Origin of the sequence: Streptomyces sp. NPDC101225, assembly GCF_044767585.1 — a bacterium.
In the GTDB taxonomy this organism is placed as follows: Bacteria; Actinomycetota; Actinomycetes; order Streptomycetales; family Streptomycetaceae; genus Streptomyces.
Genome location: NZ_JBIWOE010000031.1, coordinates 45,290 through 65,757 on the forward strand (window position 1 = coordinate 45,290; position 20,468 = coordinate 65,757).

General features: G+C 73.9%; 16 protein-coding genes. 14 read left to right on the forward strand and 2 right to left on the reverse strand.

Going from position 1 to position 20,468, the window contains the following annotated elements:
* Window positions 1–52: 52 nt before the first annotated feature.
* On the forward strand, window positions 53–2,206 hold the full coding sequence (locus ACIRPX_RS33000; RefSeq protein ID WP_404202129.1) for a primosomal protein N': 2,154 nt from the start codon (window positions 53–55) through the stop codon (window positions 2,204–2,206).
* Between the two features lie 108 nt (window positions 2,207–2,314).
* Here ACIRPX_RS33000 and ACIRPX_RS33005 read toward each other — a convergent pair whose 3' ends face one another.
* The gene (locus tag ACIRPX_RS33005) at window positions 2,315–2,857 is read right to left on the reverse strand and encodes a hypothetical protein (protein WP_404202131.1); all 543 of its coding nucleotides are present in this window, start codon (window positions 2,855–2,857) and stop codon (window positions 2,315–2,317) included.
* A gap of 271 nt (window positions 2,858–3,128) precedes the next feature.
* Between ACIRPX_RS33005 and fmt the strand changes: the two genes are divergently transcribed.
* Both fmt and ACIRPX_RS33015 read left to right on the forward strand, forming a co-directional pair.
* The gene (fmt, locus tag ACIRPX_RS33010; protein WP_404202133.1) at window positions 3,129–4,061 is read left to right on the forward strand and encodes a methionyl-tRNA formyltransferase; all 933 of its coding nucleotides are present in this window, start codon (window positions 3,129–3,131) and stop codon (window positions 4,059–4,061) included.
* 92 nt (window positions 4,062–4,153) lie between these two features.
* Window positions 4,154–5,572, forward strand: a complete 1,419-nt coding sequence (locus tag ACIRPX_RS33015) for an RsmB/NOP family class I SAM-dependent RNA methyltransferase (RefSeq protein WP_404202135.1) — start codon at window positions 4,154–4,156, stop codon at window positions 5,570–5,572.
* Here the strand turns inward: ACIRPX_RS33015 and ACIRPX_RS33020 are convergent.
* Entirely contained in the window at window positions 5,553–7,712 is a 2,160-nt protein-coding gene (locus tag ACIRPX_RS33020) for an MMPL family transporter (protein WP_404202137.1), read from the reverse strand. The two genes, ACIRPX_RS33015 and ACIRPX_RS33020, sit on opposite strands and share 20 nt — an antisense overlap.
* Before the next feature lie 134 nt (window positions 7,713–7,846).
* Between ACIRPX_RS33020 and rpe the strand changes: the two genes are divergently transcribed.
* The 11 genes from rpe (at window position 7,847) to ACIRPX_RS33075 (ending at window position 20,446) form a co-directional block, all read left to right on the forward strand.
* Window positions 7,847–8,533, forward strand: a complete 687-nt coding sequence (gene rpe / locus ACIRPX_RS33025) for a ribulose-phosphate 3-epimerase (RefSeq protein ID WP_404202139.1) — start codon at window positions 7,847–7,849, stop codon at window positions 8,531–8,533.
* A 90-nt stretch (window positions 8,534–8,623) separates the two neighbouring features.
* Window positions 8,624–9,667: a sugar-binding transcriptional regulator gene (locus ACIRPX_RS33030; protein WP_404202141.1), complete on the forward strand. Its 1,044-nt coding sequence runs from the start codon at window positions 8,624–8,626 to the stop codon at window positions 9,665–9,667.
* A gap of 138 nt (window positions 9,668–9,805) precedes the next feature.
* Window positions 9,806–10,180, forward strand: coding sequence for a hypothetical protein (locus ACIRPX_RS33035; protein WP_404202143.1), 375 nt, complete (start codon window positions 9,806–9,808; stop codon window positions 10,178–10,180).
* Window positions 10,181–10,247: 67 nt separating this feature from the next.
* Window positions 10,248–11,690 (forward strand): GuaB1 family IMP dehydrogenase-related protein, encoded by a 1,443-nt coding sequence (locus tag ACIRPX_RS33040; protein WP_404202229.1) that lies wholly within the window; start codon window positions 10,248–10,250, stop codon window positions 11,688–11,690.
* 222 nt (window positions 11,691–11,912) lie between these two features.
* A complete protein-coding gene (locus tag ACIRPX_RS33045) occupies window positions 11,913–13,397 on the forward strand; it encodes an amino acid permease (RefSeq protein ID WP_404202145.1) in 1,485 nt (494 codons plus the stop codon).
* A gap of 10 nt (window positions 13,398–13,407) precedes the next feature.
* Window positions 13,408–13,860: an Lrp/AsnC family transcriptional regulator gene (locus ACIRPX_RS33050; protein ID WP_384264026.1), complete on the forward strand. Its 453-nt coding sequence runs from the start codon at window positions 13,408–13,410 to the stop codon at window positions 13,858–13,860.
* 154 nt (window positions 13,861–14,014) lie between these two features.
* Window positions 14,015–15,223, forward strand: coding sequence for an MFS transporter (locus ACIRPX_RS33055; protein WP_404202148.1), 1,209 nt, complete (start codon window positions 14,015–14,017; stop codon window positions 15,221–15,223).
* A gap of 59 nt (window positions 15,224–15,282) precedes the next feature.
* Window positions 15,283–17,244 carry a nitrate- and nitrite sensing domain-containing protein gene (locus ACIRPX_RS33060; protein WP_404202150.1) on the forward strand — a complete coding sequence of 654 codons (1,962 nt, stop codon included), beginning with the start codon at window positions 15,283–15,285 and terminating at the stop codon, window positions 17,242–17,244.
* Window positions 17,241–17,618, forward strand: coding sequence for a DUF742 domain-containing protein (locus tag ACIRPX_RS33065; RefSeq protein WP_404202151.1), 378 nt, complete (start codon window positions 17,241–17,243; stop codon window positions 17,616–17,618). The genes ACIRPX_RS33060 and ACIRPX_RS33065 overlap by 4 nt, the downstream gene beginning before the upstream one ends.
* 287 nt (window positions 17,619–17,905) lie before the next feature.
* Complete coding sequence (locus ACIRPX_RS33070; protein ID WP_404202153.1) at window positions 17,906–18,694, forward strand: carbon-nitrogen hydrolase family protein; 789 nt, start codon at window positions 17,906–17,908, stop codon at window positions 18,692–18,694.
* Window positions 18,695–18,742: 48 nt separating this feature from the next.
* The gene (locus tag ACIRPX_RS33075; protein WP_404202155.1) at window positions 18,743–20,446 is read left to right on the forward strand and encodes a flavin monoamine oxidase family protein; all 1,704 of its coding nucleotides are present in this window, start codon (window positions 18,743–18,745) and stop codon (window positions 20,444–20,446) included.
* The last annotated feature ends 22 nt before the right edge of the window (window positions 20,447–20,468 follow it).

A 20,468-nucleotide genomic window follows, 5' to 3' on the forward strand; every position in this document is an offset into this window, starting at 1 on the left:
CGGACCGGCCTCGGGCCGCGTCGATGTCGGTGCCGTTTGGAACAATGCAAGCGTGAGCAGCGAGAACGGGTCGGTGGACGGCGGGGCCGAAGAGGCGCCCCCGGAGCAGCTCGCGCTCATCCGGGACAGCGTGCGCAAGGCGCAGGTGCCCAGGGCCAAGCCGCGCACCTGGCGGGGGGCCGCGCTGGCCAGGGAGCTGCCGGTGGCGCGGGTGCTGGTCGACAAGGGCGTGCTCCATCTCGACCGGTACTTCGACTACGCGGTGCCCGAGGAACTGGACGCCGACGCCCGGCCGGGGGTGCGGGTGCGGGTGCGGTTCGGGGCCGGGAGGCACCGGGTGCGGGAGGGACGGCGCGAGGGCGGCGGGCTGATCGACGGATTCCTCGTCGAGCGGCTGGCGGCGTCGGACTACTCCGGGCCGCTGGCCGCGCTGGCACAGGTCGTCTCGCCCGAGCCGGTGCTCAGCGAGGAGTTGCTGGGGCTCGCCCGCGCCGTCGCCGACCGCTACGCGGGGAGCCTCGCCGATGTGCTCCAGCTGGCCGTGCCGCCGCGCAGCGCCCGGGCCGAGCAAAGGCCGTCCCCGCAGCCGCTGCCCCCGCCCGAGAAGCCGGACACGGGGTCCTGGGAGCGCTACGAGCGGGGCGCGGGGTTCCTGACGGCGCTGGCGTCCGGGGGCGCGCCACGCGCGGTGTGGAACGCGCTGCCCGGGCCCGGCTGGAGCGAGGAGCTGGCGCGTGCCGTGGCCGCGACCCTGGCCTCGGGGCGCGGGGCGCTCGCCGTGCTGCCCGACGGACGGGCGGTGGCCCGGGTCGACGCCGCGCTGACGGCGCTGCTGGGGAAGGGCCGGCATGCCGTGCTCACCGCCGACGCCGGGCCCGAGAAGCGGTACCGCGAGTGGCTCGCGGTGCGGAGAGGGTCGGTACGGGCCGTCATCGGCACCCGCGCCGCGATGTTCGCGCCGGTGCGGGACCTCGGCCTCGTCGCCGTCTGGGACGACGGGGACGACAGCCACAGCGAGCAGCACGCGCCGCAGCCGCATGCCCGGGAGGTGCTGCTGCTGCGGGCCGCTCTCGACCGGTGCGGGTTCCTGCTGGGCGGCTGGAGCTGCACGGTGGAGGCCGCACAGCTCGTCGAGAGCGGCTGGGCCCGGCCGCTCGTCGCCGCGCGCGAACAGGTGCGGCGGGCCGCTCCCCTGGTACGGACGGTCGGGGACACGGATCTCGCACGGGACGAGGCGGCGCGGGCCGCCCGGCTGCCCACCCTCGCCTGGCAGACCGTCAGGGAGGGCCTGCGGCACGGGCCGGTGCTGGTGCAGGTGCCGCGGCGGGGCTACGTCCCCCGGATGGCGTGCGCCGACTGCCGGGAGCCCGCACGGTGCCGGCACTGCTCGGGCCCGCTGGAGGGACAGGAGTCGGGTGCCGCGCTGCGGTGCGGATGGTGCGGGCGGGAGGAGAACGGTTGGCACTGCCCGGAGTGCGGCGGCTTCCGGCTGCGGGCCCAGGTCGTGGGCGCGCGGCGGACCGCGGAGGAGCTCGGGCGGGCGTTTCCCGCCGTGCCGGTGCGCACCTCCGGACGCGAGCAGGTGCTGGACACCGTGCCGGGCACGCCCGCGCTGGTGGTGAGCACGCCGGGCGCCGAGCCGGTCGCCGAGGGCGGATACGCGGCGGCGCTGCTGCTGGACGGCTGGGCCATGCTCGGACGGCCCGACCTGCGCGCCGGTGAGGACGCGCTGCGGCGCTGGATCGCGGCCGCCGCGCTCGTGCGGCCGCAGGGCGCCGGCGGCACCGTGGTCGTGCTCGCCGAGCCGACGCTGCGGCCGGTGCAGGCGCTGGTGCGGTGGGACCCCGTCGGCCACGCGGTGCGGGAACTGGCCGAGCGCGCCGAACTCGGCTTCCCGCCGGTGTCGCGGATGGCGGCGGTGTCCGGGCCGGCGGAGGCGGTCGCCGGCTTCCTCGGCACGGCCGAACTGCCGCGCGAGGCCGAGGTGCTGGGCCCCGTGCCGCTGCCGGTCGCCCGTGCGGGCGGACCACGCCGACCGGGGGCGCCGCCCGCGGGCGAGCACTGGGAGCGGGCCCTGGTCCGCGTACCGCCGGGCCGCGGAGCCGCCCTGGCCGCGGCGCTCAAGGCCGCGCAGGCGGCACGGATGGCACGGGGGCCGGGGGAGGCGGCGGTGCGGGTGCGGATCGATCCGCCGGACATCGGATGAGCCGGCCGGGCCGCCCCGCGTGAACCCGTCTGTGCCGCGGGCACGCCCCCGCATGCGTCTGCCCTCCCGGTGCTCGCCGGGAGGGCAGGAGGGGAAGCGGGAAGCGGCTCAGCCGTTGCGCGGGCCGGGGAAGGCCGTCGGCCTGGCCTCGTCGCGGAGGGACGGACTGCCGGCCGTCGGCTGGGTCGGCATGGAGCGGGCGGCCGGGACCGTGGGCATGGCCTGCACGCCGCTGTTGACGCCCACCGGGCGGGGTGCCGCCGGCTCGGCCGTCCGCTCGGTCTCGGCGGCCGCCTGGGTCGCGGCGCGACGGGCGCCGTACCGGCGGTGCACGGCCTGCTTGGTGACCCCGAGCGCGGAACCCACCGCGTCCCACGAGAAGCCGAGGGAGCGGTCGAAGTCGACCGCGGCGGTGACCAGGGTCTCGACGCTGTCCCGCAACTCCTGGGCGAGGCGCACCGTCGGGGCGGGGGCGCGTCCGTAGACGACGAAGCCCGTGGAGGGACCGGAGCGACGCGGGCGGTAGACGTTGCCCAACTGGGCGGTGAGGGTGCGCAGTGCGTCCACCTGCCGGCGGACCCGCTCGATGTCCCGCACCAGCAAGTGCAGGCTGGCCCGAGCCTGGGCGTCGTGGGTTGCGTGGTCGGCCATGAACAAGCCTCTCGAACCGGCGTTGAAAACGGATCCGGGCCGCGCGGTCGCGGCCCGATGTGGTCAACTCTCACTTGACCAACGTGTTTTTGCTCCGAGGGTCACGCTCAGGGGGCGTAGGGGCATATGCATACGCCCCCAGGGGTGGCTGCGCGCCGCGGGCCTCGGCGCGACCCGTCCCGTACGCGCCCGTGGACGCGGCGCTCCGGGGCCGGGGCCATAGACTTGTAGGTCGCCGCACCAGCCCCCGCCCGAGAGGCCCCGCCCACCCATGAAGCTCGTCTTCGCCGGTACCCCCGAGGTCGCCGTTCCCGCCCTGGACGCTCTCATCGCCTCCGAGCGGCACGAGGTCGCCGCCGTCGTCACGCGGCCCGACGCCCCGGCCGGCCGGGGCCGCAGGCTGATCGCGTCGCCCGTGGCGCAGCGGGCCCAGGAGGCCGGCATCGAGGTGCTGAGGCCCCCCAAGCCGCGGGACCCCGCCTTCCTGGAGCGGCTGCGGGAGATCGCCCCCGACTGCTGCCCCGTCGTCGCCTACGGCGCCCTGCTGCCCCGCGTCGCCCTCGACATCCCCGCCCACGGCTGGGTCAACCTGCACTTCTCGCTGCTGCCCGCCTGGCGCGGGGCCGCGCCCGTACAGGCCGCGATCATGGCCGGGGACGAGATGACGGGCGCCTCCACCTTCCTCATCGAGGAGGGGCTCGACTCCGGGCCCGTCTACGGCACCGTCACCGAGTCGATCCGGCCCACCGACACCAGCGGCGACCTGCTCACCCGCCTCGCCTTCGCGGGCGCGGGGCTGCTCGCCGCCACCATGGACGGCATCGAGGACGGGACGCTGAAGGCGGTGCCCCAGCCCGCCGAGGGCATCAGCCTGGCGCCGAAGATCACCGTCGAGGACGCCGCGGTCGACTGGTCCGCCCCCGCGCTCAGGGTCGACCGGGTGGTGCGCGGCTGCACGCCGGCGCCCGGCGCCTGGACCACCTTCCGCGGCGAGCGTCTGAAGCTCGTCCAGGTCAGGTCGGTGCCGGACCGCACCGACCTCGCACCGGCGCAGCTGTCCGTCGGCAAGAACAGCGTGCACGCCGGCACCGGTTCGTACGCCGTCGAGCTGCTGTGGGTGCAGGCCCAGGGCAAGAAGCCGATGCGGGCGGCGGACTGGGCGCGCGGCGTGCGCATCGGCGACGAGGAGACCCTCGGCGGCTGAGCCCGGCACGGGGCGAGGCTCCGGGCGGCGGCGGTGCGGGCCCGACGTAGGCTGGGTGCGTACCTCCCCCAGACATCCGGAGCACCTTTTTCGTGAGCGACACCTCCCGTGGGCCCCGCAGGCCCGGCAAGCCCTACCGGCGGCCGAAGAAAGACCCCGTCCGCATCCTCGCCTTCGACGCGCTGAGGGCCGTGGACGAGCGGGACGCCTACGCCAACCTCGTGCTGCCGCCGCTGCTGCGCAAGGCCCGGGAGAAGGGCGACTTCGACGCGCGGGACGCGGCGCTCGCCACCGAGCTGGTCTACGGGACGCTGCGGCGGCAGGGGACGTACGACGCGGTCATCGCCGCCTGTGTGGACCGTCCGCTGCGCGAGGTCGACCCGCCGGTCCTGGACGTGCTGAGCCTCGGGACCCACCAGCTGCTCGGGACGCGCATCCCCACCCATGCCGCCGTGTCCGCCAGCGTCGAGCTCGCCCGGGTCGTGCTCGGCGACGGGCGGGCGAAGTTCGTCAACGCCGTGCTGCGCAAGGTCGCGCAGGCCGATCTCGACACCTGGATCGCGCGCGTGGCGCCGCCCTACGACGAGGACCCCGAGGACCATCTCGCCGTCGTGCACTCGCACCCGCGCTGGGTCGTCTCCGCGTTGTGGGACTCCCTCGGCGGGGGCCGGGCCGGCATCGAGGAACTGCTGGCCGCGGACAACGAACGGCCCGAGGTCACCCTCGTCGCGCGGCCCGGGCGGGCCACGACCGGGGAACTGCTCGCGGAGGAAGCCGCCGTGCCGGGCCGCTGGTCGCCGTACGCGGTGCGGCTGACCGAGGGCGGCGAGCCCGGGGCGATCGAGGCGGTGCGGGACGGCCGGGCCGGCGTGCAGGACGAGGGCAGCCAGCTGGTGGCCCTCGCGCTGGCCGCCGCGCCCGTCGAGGGGCGCGACGAGCGGTGGCTCGACGGGTGCGCCGGGCCCGGCGGCAAGGCCGCGCTGCTGGCCGCGCTCGCCGCCGGGCGCGGTGCCGTCCTGCTCGCCGCCGAGAAGCAGCCGCACCGGGCGGGCCTGGTCGCCAGGGCGCTGGCGGGCAACCCCGGGCCCTACCAGGTCGTCGCCGCCGACGGGACACGGCCGCCGTGGCAGCCCGGCTCCTTCGACCGCGTGCTGATGGACGTGCCCTGCACCGGGCTCGGCGCCCTGCGCAGACGTCCCGAGGCCCGCTGGCGGCGCCGTCCCGAGGATCTGGAGGGCTTCGCGCCGCTGCAGCGCGCCCTGCTGCGCAGCGCCCTGGACGCCGTACGGGTGGGCGGTGTCGTCGGCTACGCCACCTGCTCGCCGCACCTCGCCGAGACCAGGGCGGTCGTCGAGGACCTGCTCAAGCAGCACCCCGACGCCGAACTCCTCGACGCGCGCCCGCTGCTGCCGGGCGTACCGGATCTCGGCGAGGGCCCCGACGTCCAGCTGTGGCCGCATCTGCACGGGACCGACGCCATGTACCTCGCGCTCATTCGGAGGACTGGCTGACCCGGTCCTGGGCGGGCGGCACGGCGGCGGCCGGGCCGTCCTGCCGGGACAGGTGGTGCGGCCACCACACCTTCCTGCCCACGTCCAGGAAGAGGGAGGTGACCAGCACCGACCGGACGACGAAGGTGTCCAGCAGGACGCCCAGCGCCACCGCGAAGCCGATCTCCGCGAAGCCCACCATCGGCAGGGTGCCCAGGGCGGCGAACGTGCCGGCCAGTACCAGTCCGGCCGAGGTGATCACCGCGCCGGTCGCGGCGAGGCCGGTGACCACGCCGGGGCGGGTGCCCTGGCGGACGGCCTCCTCGCGGATGCGGGTGGTCAGGAAGATGTTGTAGTCGATACCCAGGGCCACCAGGAAGACGAAGACGAACAGCGGGAAGGCCACGTCCTCGCCCGCGTAGTCGAAGACATGGCGGAAGGCCAGTGCGCTCAGCCCCAGCGCGGTGGCCAGCGACAGCATCACGGTGCCGATGAGCAGCAGAGGTGCCACGAGCGCGCGCAGCAGGACGCCGAGCACCAGCAGGACGACGGCCAGGACGAGCGGGATGACCAGGTAGTTGTCGTGGGTCTGGGCGTTCTCCATGTCGATCAGAGCGGCCGTGCCCCCGCCGACCTGGGCGTCGGCGCCGGGGACCGCGTGCACCGCGTCGCGCACCCGCTCCACGGTCACCTTCGCCGCGTCGCTGTCCGACGGGGCGCGCATGGTCGCCTCGAACAGCACCTGGCCGTCGTGCTCGGGCGCCGTGCCGGGCGGTACGCCGATGCTCTGCGGCACCACCCCGCGGTCCGCGGCGACCGCGCGGCCCACCTGTACGGCCTGCGCCTTGTTCGAGACGATCACCAGCGGATCGCCGGTGCCCGCCGGGAAGTACCGCGCGGACACCTTCTGGCCGGTGATCGAGTCCGGTGTGTTGGTGAAGGCGTCCGCGTTGGCGATCCCCGCCGCGCGCAACTGGAACAGCCCCAGGGACAGGACGACGAGCACACCGGCCGTGATGCTCCAGACCATGCGCGGGCGGCGCGCGATGTGACGGCCCATACGGGCCCAGACGCCCCGCTCGGTGGGGTCGGGGGACCCGAGGTGCGGGACGGCCGGCCAGAAGATCCAGCGCCCGAAGATCAGCAGCAGGGCCGGGAAGAGGGTGAGCATGGCCAGCAGGGCGACCGTCACGCCGATGGCCGCCACCGGGCCCAGGCCGCGCGTGGAGTTCATCTCGGCGACCAGCAGCACCAGCATGCTCAGCACGACCGTCAGACCGGAGGCCAGCACCGCCGGACCCGCGCGGTTCATGGCGAGCTCCATCGCCTCGTGGCGGTCCTCGTGGCGGCGCAGTTCCTCCCGGTAACGGGCGACGAGCAGCAGCGCGTAGTCCGTGCCCGCGCCGAAGACGAGCACCGTGAGGATGCCGGCGCTCTGCCCGTTGACCGTCAGACCGGCGTGCCTGGCGAGCAGATAGATCAGTGCCTGCGCCGTGAACAGGGCCGCCACCACCCCGAGGAGCGGCACGAACAGCAGCGTCGGACTGCGGAACGTCAGCAGCAGCATCACGACGACGACGGCCATCGCGGAGAACAGCAGGGTCGAGTCGATGCCCTCGAAGGCCTTGGAGAAGTCCGCGGACGTGCCGCCGGGCCCGGTGATGTGCACGGCGAGCCCGCCGCCTCCCTTGCCCACCTGGTCGCGGATCGAGTCGACCGCGGGCGCGATGCGCTGCCAGCCCTGTGCGTCCATGGTGATCGGCACGTAGATCTGGGCGGCGCGCGGGGCGACCGGGCGGTCGTAGACGGGACCGCGGGTCTCGGCGCCGCGGATGCCGTGGTCGTCCAGGCCCTTGATCTGACGGGCGTCCTCGGCGATCTGCGCCCGGTCCCGGACGGTGAGCCCGCCGGGGCGTGCGTAGACGACGACGGCGGGGATCTGCTCGGGCCTGAAGTGCTGGGAGGTGCTCAGCACCTGGGTGGACTCGGCGGAGCCCGGCAGCCACGACTGGGCGTCGTTGTCCTGGGCGTCGCCGAGCTTCGCCCCGAACGGAGCGGCGATCACCAGGACCACCAGCCACAGGGCCACGATCAGCCACTTCGAGCGCCGTCCGCACACGAACCGGATGGCGTTCCGCTTCCAGGTCTGCAGCTGCCTCATGGCCACCCCCGTAGACGAATGCGGCGCCGCTCGGCGGCCCAGCATGGCACGCCCCGACCGTGGGCAACATCCTTGGAACGGCTTAGGTCTGGACCGGCGCGAACAAACGTGCCCGGACATGGCAGGCTTGGGTCATGGCCGCGCAGATCAACCCCAGCATCCTGTCCGCCGACTTCGCCCGCCTCGCGGACGAGGCGAAGGCGGTCGAGGGAGCCGACTGGCTCCACGTCGACGTCATGGACAACCATTTCGTCCCGAACCTCACGCTCGGCGTGCCGGTCGTAGAGTCCCTGGCCCGTGCGACGGACACCCCGCTGGACTGCCATCTGATGATCGAGGCCCCCGACCGGTGGGCACCCCAGTACGTCGAAGCGGGGGCCTCCTCCGTCACCTTCCACGTCGAGGCGGCCACCGCCCCCGTGCGGCTCGCCCGGGAGATCCGGGCCAAGGGCGCCCGCGCGTCCATGGGACTCCGGCCCGCGACGCCCATCGAGCCGTACGAGGACCTGCTCCCCGAGCTCGACATGCTGCTGATCATGACGGTGGAGCCGGGCTTCGGCGGGCAGGCGTTCCTCGACATCATGCTGCCGAAGATCCGGCGCACCCGCGAGTTGATCAGCAAGCACGGCCTGGAGCTGTGGCTCCAGGTCGACGGAGGTGTCTCGGCCTCCACCATCGACCGCTGCGCCGAGGCCGGCGCGGACGTCTTCGTCGCGGGATCGGCGGTCTACGGGGCCGACGACGCGGCCGAGGCGGTCCGCGCGCTGCGCACCCGGGCGGAGAACGTGATCTCGAAGGCGTCCTGGGCATGCGACCACTGACCGACAGGAACGTGAACAGCTATATGAACGGCGCCCATCAGGGCGGATCAAGTACGCCGAATCTGCAAGGATGAACGGCGAATCCAGTGCGTGAACAGCAGTGAGGAGATCGCCGTGTCGGGTATGACGGCGGGCCGGTCAGCAGTGCGGATGGGACCCGCTGAGCTGGTGCAGGCGGCGGCCATGGCCCGCCGCTTCTACCTCGAGGGCAAATCGAAGATCCAGATCGCGGAGGAGTTCGGCGTCAGCCGCTTCAAGGTGGCCCGGGTCCTGGAGACGGCCCTCGAACGGGATCTCGTGCGCATCGAGATCCGCGTCCCCGCGGAGCTGGACGCGGAGCGCTCGGACGCGCTGCGTGCCCGCTACGGCCTCCGGCACGCGGTCGTGGTCGAGTCCCCGGCCGAGGCGGAGGAGACGCCGGACCCCGAGAACCTCGGCGAGGTGGCCGCCGACCTGCTCGGCGAGCTGGTGAGCGAGGGCGACGTGCTCGGCCTCGCCTGGGGCCGCTCCACCATCCACATGGCCGCGGCCCTCGACCGGCTGCCGCCCTGCACGGTGGTGCAGCTGACCGGCGTGTACGACGCCGGGACCGCCGAGCGCGGCTCGGTCGAGGCGGTCCGCCGCGCCGCCCAGGTGTCCGGCGGCGACGCCCACCCCATCTACGCGCCGATGCTGCTGCCGGACGCCGCCACCGCGGCGGCGCTGCGCAACCAGACCGGGATCGCCCGGGCCTTCGAGTACTTCGACAAGGTCACGGTCGCCTGTGTCTCCATCGGCTCCTGGGAGCCGGGCATCTCGACGGTGCACGACATGCTGAGCGACGAGGAACGCGCGCACTACGCCTCCCTGGGGGTCGCGGCCGAGATGTCCGCGCACCTGTTCGACGCCGAGGGCCGCCGGGTCGGCCGGGACCTGGGCGAGCGCTGCATCACGGTCAAGACCGACCAGCTGCGCCGTATCCCCGAGGTCGTCGCGATCGCGGGCGGCGCGCGCAAGGCGACCGCGATCGACGCGGTGCTGCGGTCCGGTCTCGTCACCAGTCTGGTGACGGACACTGCGGCCGCGGACGCCCTGATGGTGGCGGGCCCGACGCCCAGGCCGGCCCTCAACCGGGCCGACCCCGACGGTCCCTGACATCGCGTCGGGCGGGAGACGGCCGCGGGGCCGTCGCCGGCCCGGTGGCGCGGTGCGTCCCCCGCGCCCGCGCGGGGCGGCGTCCCGCGGACGGTTCCCGCACCGGCGGCCACCACGCCGCGCTCGGGCGGTGCCGCGGTGACGAAACTCGTCGTCCCGCTCGACCTCGACGGGGTCACCGGCAGGACGGGCCCGATGGACCGCCGCGCCGGTGCCCTGCGGCTGCCCGGCCGGTCCGGCCGGGCGGGGACGCCCTCGCCGACCGCCTCGGCGACCACCCTCCGGCCCGAGGGCGCGGTCGAGCGGGGGCCGCTGCCCGTCGTACGGGACCGGGGGCCGTACGCGAAGGCGCGTCCCGGCGCGTGGGAGACCGCCCAGGAGGTCTTCGCCGGGGCTGCCCGGCCGGACCCCCGCCCTCGCCGTGACCCCCGCTTGGAGGATCCTCCTAGCGGCCCCCTGACCTGCCTGGACGATCCGCCCGGGCATCGCATTCCGGCCGACATGGGACAATGAAGTACGTGCTCTTCCCCCTGGCTGACCTGTCCGGGGGCCACCTCTGATCGACTGGGATGTGCAGCACGTGCGTTTCCTCAACGACATCCAGCCCGCGTACGACCTGACGTACGACGACGTCTTCATGGTCCCGAGCCGCAGTGCGGTCGGCTCGCGGCAGGGTGTGGACCTCAGCTCCCCGGACGGCACCGGCACCACCATCCCGCTGGTCGTCGCCAACATGACCGCCATCGCCGGCCGCCGTATGGCCGAGACGATGGCCCGGCGCGGCGGCCTCGTGGTCATCCCGCAGGACATCCCGATCGAGGTCGTCACCGAGGTCGTCTCCTGGGTGAAGAGCCGCCACCACGTGCTGGACACCCCGATCGTCCTCACCCCGCACCAGACCGTCGCCGACGCCCTGGCCCTGCTGCCCAAGCGCGCGCACAACGCCGGTGTGGTCGTCGACGGGGACGGCCGGCCCGTCGGTGTCGTCACCGACCGGGACCTGACCGGCGTGGACCGGTTCACGCAGCTCGAGGTCGTCATGTCCAAGGACCTGCTGCTGCTGGACGCCGGCATCGACCCGCGCGAGGCCTTCATCCGCCTCGACACGGCCAACCGGCGCTATGCGCCCGCCGTCAACGAGGACGGCCGCCTCGCCGGCATCCTCACCCGCAAGGGCGCCCTGCGCGCCACGCTCTACACCCCGGCCGTCGACGCGCGCGGCAGGCTGCGCGTCGCCGCCGCCGTGGGCATCAACGGCGATGTCGCGGGCAAGGCCAAGCAGCTGCTCGACGCGGGCGTGGACACGCTCGTCATCGACACGGCGCACGGCCACCAGGAGTCGATGATCAGCGCGATCAGGGTGGTGCGGGCGCTCGGCCCGGACGTCCCGATCGTGGCCGGGAACATCGTCGCCGCGGAGGGCGTGCGGGACCTGATCGAGGCGGGCGCGGACATCGTCAAGGTCGGGGTCGGCCCCGGCGCCATGTGCACGACCCGCATGATGACCGGCGTCGGCCGGCCGCAGTTCTCCGCCGTCCTGGAGTGCGCCGCCGAGGCGAGGAAGTACGGCAAGCACGTGTGGGCCGACGGCGGTGTGCGCCACCCGCGTGACGTCGCCATGGCACTGGCGGCCGGCGCCTCCAACGTGATGATCGGTTCCTGGTTCGCCGGCACCTACGAGTCCCCGGGCGACCTTCAGCAGGACGCCGACGGCCGCCTCTACAAGGAGTCGTTCGGCATGGCCTCGGCGCGCGCGGTCCGCAACCGCACGTCCGAGGAGTCGTCCTACGACCGCGCCCGCAAGGCGCTGTTCGAGGAGGGCATCTCCACCTCCCGCATGTTCCTCGACCCTTCCCGCCCCGGCGTCGAGGACCTGATCGACTCGATCATCGCCGGTGTGCGCTCCTCCTGCACCTACGCGGGTGCCAACTCCCTCGCGGAGTTCGCCGAGCGGGCCGTCGTCGGCATCCAGAGCGCCGCCGGTTACGCGGAGGGCAAGCCGCTGCACGCCAGCTGGATGTGAGGCGACCGGCCGCCCCTGTGCAACGAATGGGCGAGCCGTCTCCGAGGAACGCAACGATCTTGCGCGCACGAGCAAGGTTGCTGCATTACGCCCGTGAAGGGCGGCCCCGTAGGGTCATGCGCTGTACGTGGCGTGGCGGGGACCCCGCTCGGTGGGTCCCTGCGCACGCAGGGATGCCGCCGGTCCCCGCAGCCCTGACCGCAGTGACGAAGGAGTCGACGCGTGCTCGACCAAGGCGCACCCCCGCACGATCGCACCACCGACGCCCCACCGTCCCCGGGGGTGGCCACGCGCCTCATGCGCCGCAAGCCGGTGGAGCGCCTGGTCGCGGAGGGCGGGCAGGGTGAGGGAGGGACCCTGCGTCGCTCCCTCGGGCTGTGGCAGCTCACCATGATCAGCATCGGTGCCACCCTCGGCACCGGCATCTTCGTGGTCCTCGGCGAGGCCGTCCCGAAGGCCGGCCCGGCCGTGACCCTCTCCTTCGTCATAGCCGGCCTGACGGCGCTCTTCTCCGCGCTGTCCTATGCCGAACTGGCCGGCACGATCCCCGTCGCCGGGTCCTCCTACTCGTATGCGTACGCAACGCTGGGCGAGCTGATCGCCTGGATCTGCGGCTGGTGCCTGATCCTCGAGTACGGCGTGTCGGTGGCCGCCGTGGCCGTGGGCTGGGGCGAGTACCTGAACGAACTGCTCGACGGAACGATCGGCGTCACGATCCCGGACGCCCTGTCCGCGCCGCCCGGTGACGGCGGCGTCTTCAACCTGCCCGCGCTGATCGTGGTCCTGCTGGCCATGGCGTTCCTGCTGGGCGGTGCCCGGGAGTCCGCCCGGGCCAACACGATCATGGTCTGTGTGAAGATCGCCGCGCTGGTGCTGTTCTGCGCCATCGGCGTCCAGGGCTTCCGCTCCGGCAACTACGCCCACTTCATGCCGCTCGGCATGGCGGGGGTCAGCGCGGCGGGCGCCACGCTGTTCTTCTCGTACATCGGCTTCGACGCCGCCTCCACCGCCGGTGAGGAGGCGAAGAACGCGCAGCGCGACCTGCCCCGCGCGATCATGCTGTCGCTGGTCGTCGTGACGGCGCTGTACGTCCTGGTCGCCGCGGTCGCCGTCGGCGCCAAGCCCTGGCGGCGCTTCGGCGACTCCGAGGCCGCGCTCGCCCAGATCATGCGCGAGGTCACCGGCCAGAGCTTCTGGGGCACACTGCTCGCCGCCTGCGCGGTCGTCGCCATCGCGAGCGTCGTGCTGACCGTGCTCTACGGCCAGACCCGCATCCTGTTCGCGATGTCCCGGGACGGGCTCGTGCCCAAGGTGTTCGCGAAGGTCCACCCGAAGACCGGAGCGCCGCGCGCCAACACGGTCATCGTCTCGCTGTTCTGCGGTGTCCTCGCCGCCGCGATCCCGCTCGGCCAGCTCGCCGACGCCACCAGCATCGGCACCCTCTTCGCCTTCGCGCTGGTCAACGTCGCCGTGGTGGTGCTGCGCCGCACCCGCCCGACCATGAACCGCACCTTCCGCGTCCCGCTGTCGCCCCTCCTGCCGGCCGTGGGATTCGCCTTCTGCGTCTGGATGATGGGCAGTCTGTCCGCCGTCACCTGGGTGGTCTTCGGGGTCTGGATGGCGGTCGGGCTCGTGGTGTACTTCGGATACGGCCACCGCCGCTCCCGTCTCGCCACGCGAGAAGCCCTCGCGCCCGAAGAGAAGTGAACCACCAGCAGTGCTGAACGATCTCGACGAACGCATCGTGCACGCCCTCGCCGAGGACGCCCGCCGCTCCTTCGCGGACATCGGGCAGCTCGTGGGCCTGTCCGCCCCCGCCGTCAAGCGGCGGGTGGACCGGCTGCGCGCCACCGGGGCCATCACCGGCTTCACCGTGCGGGTGGACCCGGGTGCCCTCGGCTGGGAGACCGAGGGGTTCGTCGAGATCTACTGCCGGCACAACACCTCGCCGGACACCATCCGGCGGGGCCTGGAGCGCTACCAGGAGGTCGTGGCCGCCTCCACGGTCACCGGCGACGCGGACGCCGTCGTCCAGGTCTTCGCCTCCGACATGCGGCACTTCGAGCGGGTCCTGGAGCGCATCGCGGGGGAGCCGTTCGTCGAACGCACCAAGTCCGTGCTGGTGCTGTCGCCGCTGCTGCGCCGCTTCTCGTCGGGTTCGCCGACCTGAGGGCCCGGCCGGCCGTAATACACCGGCCGCCCGCGCCCCGTCCGCCTACCATCGGTGTCATGACCTGGCGACATTGATCCACCAGCCGTGCCTCCCGAGGGCCGCCTCGCACGCCGTACCTCCGGCGTCCGATCCGTCCCTGCGGGAAGGCCTCATGACACTCTCACCTGCGCGCGTGCCCGCCACCGCCGGCGTCCGCCGGCTCACGGCCGCGCTGTACGGCTACGCGTTCCTCGACGACTTCGTCCTGCTCTACCCGGTGTACGCCCTGCTCTTCAGCGACACCGGTCTGTCCCTGTGGCAGATCTCCTCCCTGTTCGCCGTCTGGTCGCTCACCGGCGTGCTGCTCGAAGTGCCCTCCGGCGCCTGGGCCGACACCGTCTCCCGGCGTCTGCTGCTGTGGCTGGGTCCGCTGCTGACCGCCGTCGGCTTCGCCCTGTGGGTGCTCACCCCGTCCTACTGGGCCTTCGCCCTCGGCTTCTTCCTGTGGGGCGCGCGCGGAGCCCTCGGCTCCGGTGCTCTGGAGGCCCTGGTCTACGAGGAGCTGGCACGGCTCGGCGCGGCCGGCCGCTACGCCCGCGTCATGGGCCGGGCCCGGGCCACGGGCCTGGTCGCGGTCATGGCGGCGATGGGTCTCGCCGGTCCCGTGCTGGCCTGGGGCGGCTATCCGGCCGTGGGCGCGGCGGGCGTCCTGGCCTGTCTGGCGGGCTCCGCGACCGCCACCCGGTTCCCCGAGGACCGGACGGCGGTACGGGGCGAGGGCGACGGCTGGGCCACGACCCTGCGGGACGGACTGGCCGCGGTGCGCCGCGACCGGTCGCTGCGCGGCGCGCTCCTGCTGGTGCCCGCGGTCGGGGCCGTGTGGGAGGCCCTGGACGAGTACACCCCGCTGCTGGTGCGGGACACCGGCGTCGCCGAGGCGACGGTGCCGTATCTGCTCCTGCTGATCTGGGCGGGAGCGACCGCCGGGAGCCTGCTCGCCGGGCCGTGCGCGCGGCTGGGCACGGCGGGCCTCGCGGCGGTGCTCACCGGTGCGGCGCTCGCGCTCGCCGCGGGCGCCGCCGCGCGGACCCCCGTCGCCCTCGGGCTCGTGGCCCTGGCGTTCGGCGGCTTCCAGCTGGCGACCGTGCTCGCCGACGTCCGTCTCCAGCGGCGCCTGGACGACACGGCCCGGGCCACGCTGACCTCGGTGGCGGGCCTGGGCGGCGATCTCGCCACCGTCGTGGTGTACGGCCTGTACGCGGCCGTCGCGTCGAGATCCGCGCACAGCACGGCCTTCGCGGTGTTCGCGGTGCCCTATCTCGTGACGGCGGTGCTGCTGGTGCTCCGGAGGCCATTGCGGTTCCGGCGCGGCATCCCGTAGGTTGTCCGCCGTTCACTACCGACGGGTAACACTGGCGGGTAACACTCCAGGGGGAGCGCATGCGCCGGCTCATCGGCCGTCCGAGGACGATCCGCTCCCGGATCGTGGCCCTGGTGCTCGCCCCGGTGCTCGCCCTGCTGGTGCTGTGGGGCTTCGCCATGGTGTCCGTCACCGGCGAACTGCGCGCGCTCGTCCGGGTGCAGGGGGTCTACGAGGAGTTCGGCACGCCCGTGGACACCGCCGTCGGGCAGATCCAGATCGAACGGCGCCTGTCGGCCGCCTACCTGGGCACCGACCGGCGCTCGCCCCCCGTCGTGGGCCTGATGGAGCAGCAGCGCCGCACGGACCGGGCCGTGAACGCCATGCGTGACGCCGTCGGGAACGGTGACCGGGACCTGCTCACCGCGCGGCAGCGGCAGGCCCTGGACGCCATGGTCGCGGCCACCGGAAGGCTGGAGGGCCTGCGGGAACGGGTGCTGTCCCGGGACATCTCCTGGGACCGGGCGGTCGGCGAGTACAGCGCCCTGGTGGAGCCCGGCTTCGACGTGCAGTCGACGCTCACCGCACTGCAGGCCGGACAGCTGGCGCGGGAGGCGCAGGTCGTCGTCGAGCTGGTGCGGGTGCGGGAGTTCGTGTCCCGGGAGGACGCGCTGGTCGCCGGGGCGCGGGCCGCCGGGACGCTGACCGACCGGCAGTACGACACCCTCACGGCGACGGTCGAGGACCGGCGGGTCTTCGAGCGGACGTACGTGCCCGACCTGCCGGGCGACTCCCGTGCGCTGTTCGAGGACTTCCAGCGCGGGCAGCTGTACCGCGCACTGGTGAGCGGCGAGGACGCACTGCTCAGGGCGGGAGCGGCGGGGGCGGGCCACGCCGTCGCAGCCGACTCCTGGCGCTCCACCACCGACCGGGCGGTCAAGCGCTACATGCAGCTGTGCACCCGGTCCGCCGGGAACGCCGCGGCACGCGGACGGCAGTTCGCCCACCGGGAGCTGACCAAGGCCGTCGTCGCGGGTGCGGCGGGGCTCGCGGGCGTGGCCCTGTCGTGGTGGCTCGCGGTGCGCGGAGCGCGCCGGATCTCGCGCTGGCTGGAGCGGCTGCGCGACGCCGCCGACCTGCTCACCACGCGCCAGCTGCCCGACGTCATGGCGCGGTTGAGCGCGGGCGAGGACGTGGACGCGGCCGCCGAGGCGCCGCCGCTGGCGGACGGGGAGGCGGTCACCGACGAGATCGGCGCCGTGGGGCGCTCCTTCAACGCCGCCCGGCTCGCGGCCGTCGAGGCGGCCGTGCGGCAGGCGGCCCTGCGCCGGGGCCTGTCCGCGGTGCTGCTCAACATCGCCCGCCGCAACCAGTCGCTGGTGCACCGGCAGCTCAAGCTCGTCGACACCCTGGAGCGGCGCACCGGCGACCCGGACGTCCTGGAGCAGCTCTTCCGCATCGACCACCTCACCACGCGGATGCGGCGGCACGCCGAGAACCTGATCGTCCTCTCCGGCGCGGCACCCGGCCGCAGATGGCGGCGCCCGGTGCCCGTCACCGACGTCGTGGCCTCCGCGGTCGGCGAGATCGAGGCCTACGCCCGGGTCGAGGTGCCGCCGATGGCGCACGTGGGCGTGGCGGCGGACGCCGTCGCCGACGTGGTCCACCTCATCGCCGAACTCGTCGAGAACGCCACGGTGTTCTCGCCGCCGGACACCCGGGTGACCCTGCGCACCGACCGGACGGGCGGCGCGTTCGTGCTGCGGATCGACGACCGGGGGCTCGGCCTCGACGCCGGGCACCTGGCTCAGGCGCAGCGGACGATCAGCGCCCCCGACGACTTCGACCCGACCCGGCACGAACGCCTCGGCCTGTACGTCGTCGGCCGTCTCGCCGCACGGCACGGCATCGAGGTCGAGCTGGGCCCGTCGCCGTACGGCGGGACGACGGCGGTGGTCTCGCTGCCGGAGACGGTGCTGGCCGAGGAGGGCCACGGCACCGAAGGGACGGGGGACGTCCCGGCGCGGGCGACCCTGCCGTGAGCGACGAGCACTGGTACGAGGACGAGACCGGGGCGATGGTGCGGCCCTACACCGTCACCCGAGGCCGCACCCGGCCCTCCGACGGCCCCCGTATCGACCTGATGTCGCAGGTCACGGCCCTGCGCGACGACGGTGCGCCGTCCGTGACCGACCACGCGGGCGCCCGGCTGCTCGCCCTGCTGCGCCGCGGTCCCCGGCCGGTCGTCGAGCTCGCCGCCGACGCCGACCTGCCCCTGACCGTCGTCCGCGTCCTGCTCGGCGACCTGGCCGGGACCGGCCTCGTCCGCATCGACGCACCGCCGACGGCACCGGCCGGGCCCGCGGCCGATCCCGAGCTGCTGCGGGAGATCGTCGAGCGGCTGCGCGCGCTCTGACCCGGCCGCGCCGAGACGTCCGGCTTCCGGGGCACCACCGCGAAGCCGCCGGTGCTCCGCGGGTGGGCCGGATGGTCACCGCCGTTCCGGTGCCGGCCCCTCCCGCGCGCCGCGCCGCCGGGACGGGCGGAGCCGTGCCCGCGGGCGCGCAACGAATCGCCGCCGGGCCCGGTGCGGACGCAACGAACCGCTCACCGGCGCGCAACGGCTCCTTCTTGCCGGTGCCGGGCGCGCGACCGTACCGTCTAGGTGCCCCCCACACGCACCCGTACCGGTGAGGAACACGCATGCGTACCGCCCTGCTCCAGAGCTCCGGCCGCCCCGGCTCCGTCGCCGAGAACCTCAAGGTCCTCGACGCCGCCGCCGGCCGTGCCGCAGCCGCGGGGGCCGCGCTGCTGGCCGCGCCGGAGATGTTCCTGACCGGGTACGCGATCGGCGACGGCATCGGCCGCCTCGCCGAGCCCGCCGACGGCGACTCCGCGGACGCGATCGCCGGCATCGCCGCCCGGCACGGCCTCGCGATCGCCTACGGCTACCCGGAGCGCGACGGCGGCGCGGTGTTCAACTCCGCCCAGCTGATCTCCGCCGCCGGCGACCGCCTCGCCCACTACCGCAAGACCCACCTCTTCGGCCGCTTCGAGCGCGACCACTTCACGCCGGGCGGGCAGCCGGTCGTCCAGGCCGAGCTGGGCGGCCTGACCGTCGGCCTCATGATCTGCTACGACGTGGAGTTCCCGGAGAACGTCCGCGCCCACGCCCTGGCCGGCACCGACCTGCTGCTCGTGCCGACGGCGCAGATGCACCCCTTCCAGTTCGTCGCCGAGTCGATGATCCCGGTGCGCGCCTTCGAGAACCAGATGTACGTCGCCTACGTCAACCGGGTCGGCCGGGAAGGGGAGTTCGACTTCGTCGGCCTCTCCACGCTGGCCGGTCCCGACGGGATCGCGCGCACCCGCGCCGGACGGGGCGAGGATCTCGTCCTCGCCGACGCCGACCCCGCCTTCCTCGCCGCCTCCCGCGAGGCGAACCCGTACCTCCGGGACCGCCGGCCCGGCCTGTACGGGTCCCTCGTCTGACCCCCCTGAGCCTCACCCGAGTTCGTCCCCGCAAGGAGTCCGTACCCCATGACGTCCACCGTGCCCAACGCCGTCGAGCATGCGGACGCGCCGCAGCTGCCGCCGATCACCATGTTCGGCCCGGACTTCCCGTACGCGTACGACGACTTCCTCGCCCACCCGGCGGGCCTCGGCCAGATCCCGGCCACCGGGCACGGCACCGAGGTCGCGGTCGTCGGCGGCGGCCTCTCCGGCATCGTGGCCGCGTACGAGCTGATGAAGATGGGCCTCAAGCCCGTCGTGTACGAGGCCGACCGGATCGGCGGAAGGCTGCGGACGGTGGGCTTCGAGGGCACCGGCACCGAGGGCCTGACCGCGGAGATGGGCGCCATGCGCTTCCCGCCGTCCTCCACGGCGCTCCAGCACTACATCGACCTGGTGGGGCTGGAGACCCGGCCGTTCCCCAACCCCCTCGCGGAGGCCACGCCTTCGACGGTCGTCGACCTCAAGGGCCGGTCGCACTACGCCGAGACGATCGACGACCTGCCGCAGGTCTACCGCGACGTCGCCGACGCCTGGAACCGCTGCCTCGAAGAGGGCGCCGACTTCTCCGACATGAACCGCGCCCTGCGCGAGCGGGACGTGCCGCGCATCCGGGAGATCTGGGCGAAGCTCGTCGAGAAGCTCGACAACCAGACCTTCTACGGCTTCCTCTGCGACTCCGAGGCCTTCAGGTCCTTCCGGCACCGTGAGATCTTCGGCCAGGTGGGCTTCGGCACCGGCGGCTGGGACACCGACTTCCCCAACTCCATCCTGGAGATCCTGCGGGTCGTCTACACCGAGGCCGACGACCACCACCGCGGCATCGTCGGCGGCTCCCAGCAGCTGCCGCTGCGGCTCTGGGAGCGCGAGCCGGAGAAGATCGTGCACTGGGCGTACGGCACCTCGCTGGCGGCGCTGCACGACGGCGGCGCCCCGCGCCCGGCCGTCACCCGCCTCACCCGCACCGCCGGCAACCGGATCACCGTGACCGACGCGGGCGGCGACATCCGCACCTACCCGGCGGCGGTCTTCACCGCCCAGTCCTGGATGCTGCTGTCGAAGATCGACTGCGACGACTCGCTCTTCCCGATCGACCACTGGACCGCCATCGAGCGCACCCACTACATGGAGAGCTCCAAGCTGTTCGTGCCGGTGGACCGGCCCTTCTGGCTGGACAAGGACGAGGAGACCGGCCGGGACGTCATGTCGATGACGCTCACCGACCGCATGACGCGCGGCACCTACCTCCTGGACGACGGCCCCGGCAGGCCGGCCGTCATCTGCCTCTCCTACACCTGGTGCGACGACAGCCTGAAGTGGCTGCCGCTGTCCGCGAACGAGCGGATGGAGGTCATGCTGAAGTCGCTCGGCGAGATCTACCCGAAGGTCGACATCAGGAAGCACATCATCGGCAGCCCGATCACCGTGTCGTGGGAGAACGAGCCGTACTTCATGGGCGCGTTCAAGGCCAACCTGCCCGGCCACTACCGCTACCAGCGGCGCCTGTTCACCCACTTCATGCAGGACCGGCTGCCCGAGGACAAGCGGGGCATCTTCCTCGCCGGCGACGACATCTCCTGGACGGCCGGCTGGGCCGAGGGCGCGATCCAGACCGCGCTGAACGCGGTGTGGGGCGTCATGCACCACCTCGGTGGCGGGACCGACGCGACCAACCCGGGCCCCGGCGACCTGTACGACGAGATCGCACCGGTCGAGCTGCCCGAGGACTAGGGAGTGTCTGACACCCCCGGGG

Coding starts and splice junctions, on each gene's coding strand:
- ACIRPX_RS33075 (WP_404202155.1), top strand. CDS start 18,743: ATGACGTCCACCGTGCCCAACGCCGTCGAGCATGCGGACGCGCCGCAG.
- ACIRPX_RS33070 (WP_404202153.1), top strand. CDS start 17,906: ATGCGTACCGCCCTGCTCCAGAGCTCCGGCCGCCCCGGCTCCGTCGCC.
- rpe (WP_404202139.1), top strand. CDS start 7,847: ATGGCCGCGCAGATCAACCCCAGCATCCTGTCCGCCGACTTCGCCCGC.
- ACIRPX_RS33060 (WP_404202150.1), top strand. CDS start 15,283: ATGCGCCGGCTCATCGGCCGTCCGAGGACGATCCGCTCCCGGATCGTG.
- fmt (WP_404202133.1), top strand. CDS start 3,129: ATGAAGCTCGTCTTCGCCGGTACCCCCGAGGTCGCCGTTCCCGCCCTG.
- ACIRPX_RS33055 (WP_404202148.1), top strand. CDS start 14,015: ATGACACTCTCACCTGCGCGCGTGCCCGCCACCGCCGGCGTCCGCCGG.
- ACIRPX_RS33020 (WP_404202137.1), bottom strand. CDS start 7,712: ATGAGGCAGCTGCAGACCTGGAAGCGGAACGCCATCCGGTTCGTGTGC.
- ACIRPX_RS33005 (WP_404202131.1), bottom strand. CDS start 2,857: ATGGCCGACCACGCAACCCACGACGCCCAGGCTCGGGCCAGCCTGCAC.